Below are 11,209 nucleotides of genomic sequence, written 5' to 3'. Positions count from 1 at the left end.
GCAGCACTAGGCCTTGGCGACGGCCGGCGCCGGGTCGGCGACCCTGGCCTCCAGCTCGTGGCTGATCCTGCGCTCGACGAAGAAGGCGGCGGTGGGGATGGTGCCCGCGAGCAGCACCCACAGCTGCTTGCCGACCGGCCACTTCGCCTTGGAGCCCAGGTCGAAGGCGAAGACCAGGTACACGACGTAGAGCCAGCCGTGCGCGATGGCGACGACACGGGTGAAGTCCGCGGCGCCGCTGACGTCCAGCCCGTACTTGGCGATCATGCTCAGGCACAGGAGGACCAGCAGCACACCGGTGGTGTACGCCATGACGCGGTAGCGGGTCAGCACGCTCTTCTTCATGCCGACGAGCGTAACCGCCCGTTCCGGGGGATCTTGCCCCGGGTCACTCCTCGTCGAAATCGTGCGCCGCGACCCTGAGCGGACGCAGCATCGCGAAGATCTCCCCGCACTCCTCCGCGTCGTACACCCCGAGCCCGAAGTCCATCGCCATCAGGTCCCGGGTGGCGGCGTCGACCACCTCGCGGCCCTTGTCGGTGATGACGGCGAGGGTGCCGCGCCCGTCGTTGGGATTGGGCCGCTTGTCCACCAGACCTGACCTCACCAGCCGGTCGACGGTGTTGGTCACGGACGTGGGGTGCACCATGAGCCGTTCACCGATCTTGGACATCGTCAGCTCGCCGGCCTTGGAGAAGGTGAGCAGCACCAGCGCCTCGTAGCGCGCGAACGTCAGCCCGTACGGCTTGACCACCGCGTCGACCTCGGCCAGCAGGATCTGGTGTGCGCGCATGATCGAGGTGATCGCGGCCATGGACGGCACGTTTCCCCAGCGCTGCTTCCAGAGTTCGTCGGCGCGGGCGATGGGGTCGAACGGGAGACTGAGGGGCTTGGGCACGTCATCAGACCCTACCGGTCGGTCACATGCCGGTCAGCCCCGTCTCGGCTTTCGGTCACCCGGCCGTCGCCCAGTGCTGTCAGGGGCCCTGACGGCGGCCGGTCCTGCGCAGGTGGTGACGGACCGCGCGCTGGGCCACCGGGCCCAGTTCCTCCAGGGCCGCCACCAGGGCGCCGAGCTGCTCCAGGGCGTCCAGGGCCGCGTGGGCGCCCGTCTCGTCGACGCCCTCGTACAGCTCGATGCCGACGAAGGAGGCGGCCACCGCGCGGGCCAGGCCCGCCGGGTCGGTGAAGTCACCTAACGGGGTGCCCGCCAGGACCCGGGCGAGCACCTGCTCGATCTCGGCGATCCACAGGTCCAGACCGGCCGCGGTGGCCGGGACGAGCGGCTCGTGGGTCTGGGCCCCGGCGAGCAGCTGGCCGAGGAGCGCGACATGCCCGCCGGCCCGTTCCTGGTCGTGGATCTCCCGGCCGACGGCGAGGAGCTCGGAGAGGGAGGCGACGGCGGCCAGTCGCGTACGGTACCGGGCCACGGCCTTCTCCGCGCCGTAGCGGCAGGCCGCCGCGAGGAGTTCGTCCACCGAACCGAAGTGGTAGAAGACCAGTGCCTGGTTGACACCGGCCGCGGCCGCGACCGTACGGGCGGAGGTCTTCGCGATGCCCTGCTCGGTGAGGACGCGCAGCGCGCCCTCCAGCAGCCTGGTCTTGGTCTCCTGGGCCTTGCTGCCGCCCTTGGCCTGCGGCTTCGAAGTCTCCGGGGTCACGCCCGCGCCTCCTCCCGCACCGGTCGCAGTCCGGGCCGCACCCCGGCGCGGCGGATGTCGGTGTACGAGGCCGTGAACGACCCCTCGTAGCCGAAGAGGGGACCGACGTACTTGTTGACCACCCGGACCCGGATCCGGAACCGCCCGGCGGTGTCGTCGTACGACTCGCGGACCTCGGCCGTGGCGCCGATCAGCTCGGGCACCCGGACGTCCACCGGACCCTCCCGGAACCGGTGTTCGCCGGAGCGGACGAGCAGGGAGCCGTCCGGCTCGGCGTGGAAGCTCAGCTCGCTGGCGAGGTGCTGGTGGGTGCCGAGGTAGTCGAGGATGCGGTCGCCCTTGGGGCTGAGCACCATCTGGGCGTCGAAGCGGCGGGCGCGGCCCGGCAGGTCGAAGGTGCGCACGAAGGACACCGTCTCACGGCCGAAGGTGTCGGCGTAGGGCACGTTCTCGATCACGAACCGGATGTTGCGTCCCGCCCTCGGCACCAGGATGTTGCGGGTCGCGCCCAGGGCCAGGAACGGCTTCACGAAGGCCGGCCCGTGCCAGACACGGTCCATGACGCCCCGGCCGGTGCAGGCCTCCCCGCCGGCCAGGCCCACCGAGAACCGGCGCCGCAGCTGCGGGTGGAGGCGGTCGAAGTCGGCGCCCATGACGGTGCGGAACATGGAGGGCGTGAGCGGGGTCGTGGACGTCATCCGTGCTTCTCCAGGGTGCGCAGGAGGCGGGGGGCGCGTACGGGGGTGACCGGGGCGCGCAGACAGCGGCGGGCGGCCGGGGTGGTGGCGAGCGGCGGCTTGAGGAGCGCGAGGCCGATGGCGACGAGGAGGAGCAGCGGGCACGCGTAGGCCACGGTGGGGGCGAGCGAGCCGAAGACGCGCAGGGCGGAGCGGAGGCCGAGGCCGGCGCAGCAGACGGTGAGGAGGAGCGCGCGTACGGCCATCTCGGCCAGCCAGTTGATCAGCGCCCGCTCCGGTGTGACGCCCCGCTCCAGCCACAGCCGCAGCCGGTCGAAGGACCAGGCCGTGGCCCATCCCATCAGCGGCCGGAACACCAGCCGGTCGGCGACGGCGCCGAGCCGGCCCCAGCGAGGCCGGTAGTCGTAGCCGGTGAGGAAGCGGACGCCCTGCGGGTCGGGGACGTAGCGCCAGTACCCGCTGCCCTCGGCGATCAGGGACAGGGGGTGGGGCGAGGCGAAGCGCAGGGCGGAGGTACGGGTTCCGTCGGGTCGCTCCCTCTCCCCCGCCGCCACGCCCGTCCCGGCGACCGTGAGGAACGGCAGCACGCGTGTGGCGTACCGGAAGCGCTGCGGCTCGCCCTCCGCGCGCGGGAGGTGGGCGATCTCGGTGAAGCGCAGGTCCCAGCGCTGGTGCTGGGCGGGTTCCTGGGTGCGCGCCCACACCTCCTCCAGGTCCGCGCGAACGTGCGTCTCTATGTAGAGCCCCACCGCTGCTTCCCCCTGCCACCTGCTCGTCCCAGCAGATTTAAGCGACTGCTCAAATTACTCGGGGAGACGGTATCACCGTTTTGAGCGACCGCTCAAACACCAGGACGAGAAAAACCCCGGCCCTCGCGGACCGGGGTCTGGAATTCCGGGGCTACCGGGCCAGATACCGCTCGACGGTCTCGACCTTGGAGGTGAGGCCGTCCGTCACACCGGGACGGATGTCCGCCTTGAGGACCAGGGACACGCGCGGCGCCCGCGCCTCCACGGCGGCCACGGCTCGCCGGACGACGTCCATGACCGCGTCCCACTCGCCCTCGACCGAGGTGAACATGGCGTCCGTGCGGTGGGGCAGGCCGGACTCGCGGACCACGCGCACGGCGTCGGCGACGTACTCCCCCACGTCCTCGCCGACGCCCAGGGGCGTCACGGAGAAGGCAACGATCATGCGTTGACGACCCCTTCCTGGCGGGCCCGGGCGGCGATGACCGCGTCCTCGGCCTCGCGGCGCAGCTTGCGCTCGGCGAAGAAGCCGCCGGTGGGCAGGACCGAGAGGACGAAGTAGAGGGCCGCGGTGCCCTTGCCCCACTTGGCCCGGTTCCAGGCGTCGGCCCAGAAGACCACGTAGAGGACGAAGAGGACGCCGTGGACCGCTCCCATCACGGGTACCGCGTTGAAGTCCGTGGTCCGCTTCAGCACCGAGCAGACGAGCAGGACGAGGAAGGACACGGCCTCGGGGGCGGAGACCAGGCGGAGGCGGCGGAGGGCGGTGGCGGTCTTGATGTCCACGGGTCACCTTCGGTCGGAGACGGGTCGCTCTTTTGTGAACGGATGCACAAGCGTTGTCCCATTGTGGCAAACCCGACGGGCCCACCCGGCCTGGGGTGGGCCCCTGTCGGCAATGTCACCCTGCGGCTACCTTCACCCCGTGGCGATGTTCCGACTTCAAGGCAGCAAGGTGCTGGCCGTCGACATGACCGGGGACGCCGTGAAGGCGAAGAACGGCTCCATGGTCGCGTACGACGGTCAGATGGCCTTCAAGAAACTGAGCGGCGGCGGTGAGGGCCTCCGGGGGATGGTGACCCGGCGGCTCACCGGCGAGCAGATGACCGTGATGGAGGTGAGAGGCAGTGGCACGTGCTGGTTCGCCGACCGGGCCTCCGAGATCAACCTGGTCGGTCTCCAGGGGGACAAGCTGTACGTCGAGTCGAGCAACCTGCTCGCGACCGACGCCGGCCTGCGGACCGGGACGACCTTCACCGGCCTGCGGGGTGCCTCCCAGGGGAACGGGCTGTTCACGACGACCGTCGAGGGGCACGGGCAGGCGGCCATCATGTCCGACGGCCCGGCGGTCGTCCTGCGGGTGAGCCCCCAGTACCCGCTGATCGTCGACCCGGGCGCCTACATCGCCCACCAGGGGAACGTCCGGCAGTCCTTCCAGTCCGGCGTGACCTTCCGCACCTTCCTCGGCGAGGGCGGCGGGGAGGCCTTCCAGATCCGCTTCGAGGGGGACGGCCTGGTGTACGTACAGCCGAGCGAGCGCAACACGATCGCGGGGGACGTGTGAGATGAGTCTGCGCGAGATCAACTCGAAGATGGTCGAGGCGACCGTCCTGCCCGGTCAGCGGCTGTTCAGCCAGCGCGGCGCGATGCTCGCCTACAAGGGGGACGTCTCCTTCACGCCCAACATCCAGGGCGGCCAGGGGGGTCTGATGTCGATGCTCGGACGGCGCGTGGCGGGCGAGGCGACGCCGCTGATGACCGTCGAGGGCAGCGGCACCGTCTTCTTCGGGCACGGCGGCCACCACGTCCACGTCATCGGCCTCACCGGCGACACCCTCTACGTGGAGGCCGACCGGCTGCTCGCCTTCGAGGGCACCCTGCGGCAGGGGACGATGTTCATGGGCTCGCAGGGCGGGGTGATGGGCATGGTGCGGGGGCAGGTCACCGGCCAGGGGCTGTTCACGACCACGCTGCAGGGGCACGGCTCCGTCGCGGTGATGGCGCACGGCGGCGTCTTCGAGATCCCGATCACCCCCCAGCGTCCGGTCCATGTCGACCCCCAGGCCTACGTCGCCCACCACGGCGACGTCCGCAACAAGCTCTCCGCCGCCCTCGGCTGGCGCGAGATGGTGGGGCGCGGCTCCGGCGAGGCGTTCCAGCTGGAGCTGAGCGGCAGCGGCACGGTGTACGTCCAGGCCTCGGAGGAGAAGCTGTGAGCACGTACGGGGCCGCGGGCGGCCGTCCGGCGGTGTACGACCCGATGACGCTGCCCGTCGACGACAACGTCAACAAGTACACCTTCTGCGTGGAGCTGAAGGGCGGGCAGTGGTTCCTGCAGAAGGGGAAGATGATCGCCTACTACGGGGCGATCGACTTCAACGGCGTCGGCCACGGGCGACTCGACCGACTTGTCCGTACGTCTTTTCATTCGCCTCTGCACGCCAGCGACTGGGTGGTGGCGGCGGGCTCGGGCAAGATGCTCCTCGCCGACCGGGCGTTTGATGTGAACTCCTACGACCTGGACGACGGCAATCTGACCATTCGCTCCGGCAACCTGCTCGCTTTTCAGCCAAGTCTCGCCCTCAAGCAGTCGATCGTGCCGGGTTTTCTGACCCTTATCGGAACCGGCAAGTTCGTGGCCGCGTCAAACGGTCCGGTGGTGTTCATGGAACCCCCGGTCCGGGTGGACCCCCAGGCACTGGTCGGGTGGGCCGACTGCCCGTCCCCGTGCCATCACTACGACCACGGGTACCTGACAGGTGTAATGGGCGGTCTACGTGCGATGACAGGGCTTGGCGGGGCTTCCGGGGAGGAGCACCAGTTCGAGTTCGTGGGAGCCGGAACGGTGCTGCTGCAGTCCACCGAGACCCTGATGGCGGAGCTGGCGACGGGGGCCGTTCCGTCCGAGCCGGGAGTCCCCGGCGGTGGCTCAGGGGCACCGGGTGGGCACGCTCCGCAGTCGCTCGGCGCACCGCGTCTTCCCGGACAGCTCGGAGACCTCCAGCGTCGCTTCGGGCTGTGAGCGGTAGTCTGCGGAGTGTGACATCGAACGCGTGCGCGCAGTCACACCACCCTCACTAGTTCGCCTTTCAACAATTTAGGTAGACTTCATTCATGGAGACCGAGACGGCCACGCGCTGGCTGACCGATGCGGAGCAGTGCGCCTGGCGCACCCACCTGGAGGTCAACAGGCTGTTGACGTACCAGCTCGAAAAGGACCTGCAGCCGTTCGGCCTGACTATGAACGACTACGAGATCCTGGTGAATCTGTCCGAGTCGGAGGACGTCCGGATGCGGATGAGCGACCTCGCGTCCGCGACCCTCCAGTCCAAGAGCCGGCTCTCGCACCAGATCACGCGCATGGAGAACGCGAACCTGGTGCGCCGCGAGAACTGCGAGTCCGACCGGCGGGGGCTGTACGCCGTGCTCACCGAGCACGGCATGGAGACGATGAGGAAGGTGGCGCCACATCATGTCGCCTCCGTGCGCCGGCACTTCATCGATCTGCTGTCGCCGGAGGCACTGGTGGAGCTGGACAAGGGGCTGAAGCCGATCGCCGAGCACCTCAGGGGGCAGCGGGGGCGTCCCTAGGCTGAGCGGCCGGGGGTGACCCCGGGGTGAAACGGCAGGCGGGTGTTCAGGTCCCGCCTGCCGTTTCGCCGTCCCAGGGCGCGTCGCGCGGGACCGCGGCTCGGGCGTTGCCGGGCGCCGTCGCGCTGCCGCCCTTACGCGGCCAGCTGCCCGTCGGCGGTGGCCTCGGCGACACTCCCGCCGGCCGCGGCCAGCGCGGCCACGGCCGCCGTCGCCAGGGCCACCGCGCCGGCCGCCGCGAAGCACCAGACGAGCGGCAGCCGGCCGATCAGCAGGCCCGTCACCGCCGCGCCCGCGGAGCTTCCGGCGTTGACCGCCATGTTCACCCAGGCCCCCGCCCGCGTCCGTGCCCCGGGATCCGCCGTCTCGTCCGCGAGGAGGTACGCCGTGGTCAGGGCGGGGGCGACGAACAGGCCCGCACACGCCACGGCCGCCGTCAGGGACCACAGCCCCGGGGCGAGGCCGGTGACGGCCAGCACCAGGCCCAGACCGGCCGCGAACCGGGCCAGTCGGGCCCGGGCGGGGGTGCGCCAGTCGATCGCACCGTTGAGCATCCCGCCGACCGCGCTGCCCGCCGAGAGGGCGGCCAGGATCCAGGGGACCACGGCGGTGTCGTAGGAGCGCTGCGTCGCGAAGGCCATCACCAGCAGGTCCACGCCGCTGAGCGCGAGCCCCATGCCCGCGGCGACCACCACCGGGCAGAACAGGCCCCGGCCGACCGGGGGACGACGCCGGGACCCGTCCTGGCGCGGCACCGGGCGGCAGGGTCCGGGCAGCACCGGGGACGACACGAACGCGCAGGTGCCGAGCACGTTCAGCAGCGCGCTCAGGAGCACCGCGGCGGCCGGCGAGGTGACCGGGACGAGCACGCCGACCAGGGCCGGACCGGACACGAAGATCAGTTCCTCGGCGACGCCGTCCAGGCTGTAGGCCCGCCGCAACAGACCGGGATCGTCGGCGATCCGGGCCCACACCGTGCGCATGGTGGGGCCGAGCGGGGGCGCGCAGGCGCCGGCCAGGGCGGCGGCCGTGCCGAGGACCAGCGGCGAGGCTCCCGGCTGCCGGGTCAGCGCCGCCAGGGCGCACAGCAGGGCTCCGTGGAGCGACGTCATGGGCAGCAGGGCCCGGCGGGCGCCGTACCGGTCGACCAGGGCCGCACGCAGCGGCGTGAGGAAGACGGTCGCGGCGCCGAACAGGGCCAGCACGGTGCCGGAGACGGCGTACGAGCCGGTCGACCGGGTCACCGCGAGCAGCACGGACAACGAGACCGTGCCGTAGGACAGCCGGGCCAGCAGGGCGGCGGCGAAGGTGCGGCGGGCGTGCGGGAGGCGCAGGACGGCGGCGTACGAGGGCCGCGAAGGATGCGTGGACACGCTGAGTTCCTCTGGGAGAGGCGGAAGAGGGGACACCGAGGGACGCGAGGGCCTTTCGGCGGTCTCGCGGTCCGGTGCGTGCTCTATGCCAGGAGGAGGAACATGCCCGTCAAGGTAGCAAGGAGATCCCGGGGCGGCCAGGGTCAGCGCTGCGTCAGGCCCGCCACCAGCTCGTCCGCCGCGCGGTACGGGTCGAGCTCGCCGGCCACGATCCGCTCCGCCAGCGCGCTCAGCCGGCGGTCGCCGTGCAGGTCGCCGATGCGTTCGCGCAGGGCGGTGACGGCGATGGTCTCCACCTCGTGGGCCGCGCGGGCCCTGCGGCGCTCGGTGAGGACTCCGCGCTCCTCCATCCAGGCGCGGTGCTTCTCCAGGGCTTCCACGACCTCGTCGACGCCCTCGGAGCGGGCGGCGACCGTCTTGACGATGGGCGGGCGCCAGTCGCCGGGCCCGCGGGACTCGCCGAGGCCCAGCATGTGGTTCAGTTCGCGGGCGGTGGCGTCCGCGCCGTCCCGGTCGGCCTTGTTGACGACGTAGACGTCGCCGATCTCCAGGATGCCCGCCTTGGCCGCCTGGATGCCGTCGCCCATGCCCGGGGCCAGCAGCACCACGGAGGTGTCCGCCTGGGAGGCGATCTCCACCTCGGACTGGCCGACGCCCACCGTCTCGACCAGGATCACCTCGCAGCCCGCCGCGTCCAGGACACGGATCGCCTGGGGGGCCGCCCAGGCCAGGCCGCCCAGATGGCCCCGGGTGGCCATCGAGCGGATGTAGACGCCCGGGTCGGAGGCGTGGTCGGACATCCGGACCCGGTCGCCGAGCAGGGCGCCGCCGGAGAACGGCGAGGACGGGTCGACGGCCAGGACGCCGACCCGCCTGCCCTGTTTGCGGTAGGCGGTGACCAGGGCGGAGGTGGAGGTCGACTTGCCGACGCCCGGTGAGCCCGTCAGCCCGACGACGTACGCGTTGCCGGTCAGCGGGGCCAGTGCCGCCATGACCTCCCTGAGCTGCGGGGACGCCCCCTCCACCAGGGAGATCAGCCGGGCCACGGCCCTCGGCCGGCCTTCCCTGGCCTGGGCCACCAGAGTGGAGACGTCCTGCATCACAGCTCCGATCACTTGCGCTCGCCTACGCGTCGAACAGGGAACTCAGGCCTTCGGTACCCGCACGATCAGGGCGTCACCCTGGCCGCCGCCACCGCACAGCGCCGCCGCGCCGACCCCGCCGCCCCGGCGCTTGAGCTCCAGCGCCAAGTGGAGCACGAGCCGGGCGCCGGACATGCCGATCGGGTGGCCGAGCGCGATGGCGCCCCCGTTGACGTTCACCTTTTCCGTGGACACGCCGAGGTCCTTCATTGACTGGACGGCGACGGCGGCGAAGGCCTCGTTGATCTCGATGAGGTCCAGGTCGGAGACGTCCAGGCCCTCCTTCCCCAGGGCGTGCCGGATCGCGTTGGAGGGCTGCGACTGGAGGGAGTTGTCCGGTCCGGCCACATTGCCGTGCGCGCCGATCTCGGCGAGCCACTCGAGGCCCAGCTCCTCGGCCTTGGCCTTGCTCATCACGACCACGGCGGCGGCGCCGTCGGAGATCTGCGAGGAGGAGCCGGCGGTGATGGTGCCCTCCCGCGAGAAGGCCGGACGCAGCTTGGCCAGGGACTCCGCGGTGGTGTCGGCGCGGATGCCCTCGTCCTTGCTGAAGACGACCGGCTCGCCCTTGCGCTGCGGGATCTCGACCGGGGTGATCTCGGCCTCGAAGACGCCGTTCTTCTGCGCGGCGGCGGCCCGCTGGTGGGACAGCGCGGCGATCTCGTCCTGCACGGGACGCTGGATGCCCAGACGGGTGTTGTGCTTCTCGGTGGACTCGCCCATGGCGATGTTCTCGAAGGCGTCGGTCAGACCGTCGTACGCCATCGCGTCGAGCATCTCGACCGCCCCGTACTTGAAGCCCTCGCGGGACTTCGGCAGCAGGTGGGGGGCGTTCGTCATGGACTCCTGGCCGCCGGCCACCACGATGTCGAACTCGCCCGCGCGGATCAGCTGGTCCGCCAGGGCGATGGCGTCGAGACCGGACAGACACACCTTGTTGACGGTGAGCGCCGGGACGCTCATCGGGATGCCGGCCTTGACCGCGGCCTGGCGCGCCGGGATCTGCCCCGCCCCGGCCTGGAGCACCTGGCCCATGATCACGTACTGCACCTGGTCGCCACCGATCCCCGCACGGTCGAGGGCGGCCTTGATCGCGAAGCCGCCCAGATCGGCCCCGGAGAAGGACTTGAGCGAGCCGAGCAACCGTCCCATCGGGGTGCGGGCACCCGCGACGATGACGGAGGTCGTACTGGTCGTTGCTGCCATGAGGTGCGATCCCCTTCCAGCTGCGAAAAGCTGAGGAGTGAACGAGGGTTTACTTCGAATGTACTGAGCGGTAGTCCGCGCCGTCATCGGGCCGTCGGTGTGATCGCGCGCACGTTGCGTAACCACCGCGGGAGCGCTGCACTGAAACCATGCTGACGCGAATCGACCACATCGGGATCGCCTGTCACGACCTCGACGCCACCGTCGAGTTCTACCGGGCCACGTACGGCTTCGAGGTGTTCCACTCGGAGGTCAACGAGGAGCAGGGCGTACGCGAGGCCATGCTCAAGATCAACGACACGTCCGACGGCGGCGCCTCCTACCTGCAGCTGCTGGAACCGACCCGGGAGGACTCGGCGGTCGGCAAGTGGCTGGCGAAGAACGGGGAGGGCGTCCATCACATCGCCTTCGGTACGGCGGACGTCGACGGGGACGCCGCCGCCATCCGCGGCAAGGGCGTACGCGTCCTGTACGAGGAGCCACGCATCGGTTCCATGGGGTCGCGGATCACCTTCCTTCACCCCAAGGACTGCCACGGCGTACTGACAGAACTGGTCACTTCCGCGCCTGTTGAGTCACCTGAGCACTGACCCTCGTACATAGGGGCCGGTAGGGTTGGGGGCGGTCGTTCCCACAACCGGGGCGACCGCATGCCGGGGTCCGGGTTTCGGGGGACGAGCGTCGGGGCAGCAGCCCGTGCTCCGCCGTTGATCTGACACCATTCCCCGGGGGCCCCGTTCGGCGGATGGACGGAGCTCGTTCGAGAAGGTTGCGACCAGGGGACGGATG

The 11,209-nt window shown here is 70.9% G+C and carries 15 protein-coding genes; 5 read left to right on the top strand and 10 right to left on the bottom strand.

Annotated elements, in window-relative coordinates:
- Positions 1-6: 6 nt before the first annotated feature.
- The 7 genes from ACFYMM_RS34330 to ACFYMM_RS34300 form a co-directional block, all read right to left on the bottom strand.
- Positions 7-345: a DUF3817 domain-containing protein gene (locus ACFYMM_RS34330; RefSeq protein ID WP_388393989.1), complete on the bottom strand. Its 339-nt coding sequence runs from the start codon at positions 343-345 to the stop codon at positions 7-9.
- Positions 346-388: 43 nt separating this feature from the next.
- On the bottom strand, positions 389-898 hold the full coding sequence (locus ACFYMM_RS34325) for a MarR family winged helix-turn-helix transcriptional regulator (protein ID WP_388393986.1): 510 nt from the start codon (positions 896-898) through the stop codon (positions 389-391).
- Positions 899-977: 79 nt separating this feature from the next.
- The gene (locus tag ACFYMM_RS34320; RefSeq protein WP_388393983.1) at positions 978-1,661 is read right to left on the bottom strand and encodes a TetR/AcrR family transcriptional regulator; all 684 of its coding nucleotides are present in this window, start codon (positions 1,659-1,661) and stop codon (positions 978-980) included.
- Positions 1,658-2,359, bottom strand: a complete 702-nt coding sequence (locus ACFYMM_RS34315) for a DUF4166 domain-containing protein (RefSeq protein WP_388393981.1) — start codon at positions 2,357-2,359, stop codon at positions 1,658-1,660. The genes ACFYMM_RS34320 and ACFYMM_RS34315 overlap by 4 nt, the downstream gene beginning before the upstream one ends.
- Complete coding sequence (locus ACFYMM_RS34310; RefSeq protein ID WP_388393978.1) at positions 2,356-3,108, bottom strand: hypothetical protein; 753 nt, start codon at positions 3,106-3,108, stop codon at positions 2,356-2,358. Before ACFYMM_RS34310 ends, ACFYMM_RS34315 begins: the two co-directional genes overlap by 4 nt.
- A gap of 151 nt (positions 3,109-3,259) precedes the next feature.
- Positions 3,260-3,553 (bottom strand): MTH1187 family thiamine-binding protein, encoded by a 294-nt coding sequence (locus tag ACFYMM_RS34305; RefSeq protein ID WP_388393976.1) that lies wholly within the window; start codon positions 3,551-3,553, stop codon positions 3,260-3,262.
- Positions 3,550-3,894, bottom strand: a complete 345-nt coding sequence (locus tag ACFYMM_RS34300) for a DUF3817 domain-containing protein (RefSeq protein ID WP_388393973.1) — start codon at positions 3,892-3,894, stop codon at positions 3,550-3,552. Before ACFYMM_RS34300 ends, ACFYMM_RS34305 begins: the two co-directional genes overlap by 4 nt.
- 145 nt (positions 3,895-4,039) lie before the next feature.
- Between ACFYMM_RS34300 and ACFYMM_RS34295 the strand changes: the two genes are divergently transcribed.
- The 4 genes from ACFYMM_RS34295 (at position 4,040) to ACFYMM_RS34280 (ending at position 6,699) form a co-directional block, all read left to right on the top strand.
- Positions 4,040-4,672, top strand: coding sequence for an AIM24 family protein (locus ACFYMM_RS34295; protein WP_388393969.1), 633 nt, complete (start codon positions 4,040-4,042; stop codon positions 4,670-4,672).
- Between the two features lies 1 nt (position 4,673).
- A complete protein-coding gene (locus ACFYMM_RS34290) occupies positions 4,674-5,324 on the top strand; it encodes an AIM24 family protein (RefSeq protein WP_388393966.1) in 651 nt (216 codons plus the stop codon).
- Positions 5,321-6,130, top strand: a complete 810-nt coding sequence (locus ACFYMM_RS34285; RefSeq protein WP_388393964.1) for an AIM24 family protein — start codon at positions 5,321-5,323, stop codon at positions 6,128-6,130. The genes ACFYMM_RS34290 and ACFYMM_RS34285 overlap by 4 nt, the downstream gene beginning before the upstream one ends.
- Before the next feature lie 92 nt (positions 6,131-6,222).
- Complete coding sequence (locus ACFYMM_RS34280) at positions 6,223-6,699, top strand: MarR family winged helix-turn-helix transcriptional regulator (protein ID WP_388393961.1); 477 nt, start codon at positions 6,223-6,225, stop codon at positions 6,697-6,699.
- 134 nt (positions 6,700-6,833) lie between these two features.
- Here ACFYMM_RS34280 and ACFYMM_RS34275 read toward each other — a convergent pair whose 3' ends face one another.
- The 3 genes from ACFYMM_RS34275 to ACFYMM_RS34265 all read right to left on the bottom strand — a co-directional run bounded on the left by ACFYMM_RS34275 (position 6,834) and on the right by ACFYMM_RS34265 (position 10,420).
- Positions 6,834-8,072, bottom strand: coding sequence for an MFS transporter (locus ACFYMM_RS34275; RefSeq protein ID WP_388393958.1), 1,239 nt, complete (start codon positions 8,070-8,072; stop codon positions 6,834-6,836).
- Positions 8,073-8,215: 143 nt separating this feature from the next.
- Positions 8,216-9,172, bottom strand: coding sequence for a methylmalonyl Co-A mutase-associated GTPase MeaB (gene meaB / locus ACFYMM_RS34270; RefSeq protein WP_388393955.1), 957 nt, complete (start codon positions 9,170-9,172; stop codon positions 8,216-8,218).
- Between the two features lie 45 nt (positions 9,173-9,217).
- Positions 9,218-10,420 carry an acetyl-CoA C-acetyltransferase gene (locus ACFYMM_RS34265; protein ID WP_388393952.1) on the bottom strand — a complete coding sequence of 401 codons (1,203 nt, stop codon included), beginning with the start codon at positions 10,418-10,420 and terminating at the stop codon, positions 9,218-9,220.
- Positions 10,421-10,569: 149 nt separating this feature from the next.
- Between ACFYMM_RS34265 and mce the strand changes: the two genes are divergently transcribed.
- Positions 10,570-11,010 carry a methylmalonyl-CoA epimerase gene (mce, locus tag ACFYMM_RS34260; protein ID WP_388393949.1) on the top strand — a complete coding sequence of 147 codons (441 nt, stop codon included), beginning with the start codon at positions 10,570-10,572 and terminating at the stop codon, positions 11,008-11,010.
- Positions 11,011-11,209 lie beyond the last annotated feature (199 nt).

The organism is Streptomyces sp. NPDC006739, assembly GCF_042869815.1.
GTDB lineage: Bacteria > Actinomycetota > Actinomycetes > Streptomycetales > Streptomycetaceae > Streptomyces.
Note: the sequence above shows the minus strand (reverse complement) of the source record. Positions and strands in the feature narration are given on the sequence as shown.

Excerpts from the sequence above, each read along its gene's own strand:
- mce (WP_388393949.1), top strand. The coding sequence starts at position 10,570 with ATGCTGACGCGAATCGACCACATCGGGATCGCCTGTCACGACCTCGAC.
- ACFYMM_RS34280 (WP_388393961.1), top strand. The coding sequence starts at position 6,223 with ATGGAGACCGAGACGGCCACGCGCTGGCTGACCGATGCGGAGCAGTGC.
- meaB (WP_388393955.1), bottom strand. The coding sequence starts at position 9,172 with ATGCAGGACGTCTCCACTCTGGTGGCCCAGGCCAGGGAAGGCCGGCCG.
- ACFYMM_RS34330 (WP_388393989.1), bottom strand. The coding sequence starts at position 345 with ATGAAGAAGAGCGTGCTGACCCGCTACCGCGTCATGGCGTACACCACC.
- ACFYMM_RS34295 (WP_388393969.1), top strand. The coding sequence starts at position 4,040 with ATGTTCCGACTTCAAGGCAGCAAGGTGCTGGCCGTCGACATGACCGGG.
- ACFYMM_RS34290 (WP_388393966.1), top strand. The coding sequence starts at position 4,674 with ATGAGTCTGCGCGAGATCAACTCGAAGATGGTCGAGGCGACCGTCCTG.
- ACFYMM_RS34265 (WP_388393952.1), bottom strand. The coding sequence starts at position 10,420 with ATGGCAGCAACGACCAGTACGACCTCCGTCATCGTCGCGGGTGCCCGC.
- ACFYMM_RS34305 (WP_388393976.1), bottom strand. The coding sequence starts at position 3,553 with ATGATCGTTGCCTTCTCCGTGACGCCCCTGGGCGTCGGCGAGGACGTG.
- ACFYMM_RS34315 (WP_388393981.1), bottom strand. The coding sequence starts at position 2,359 with ATGACGTCCACGACCCCGCTCACGCCCTCCATGTTCCGCACCGTCATG.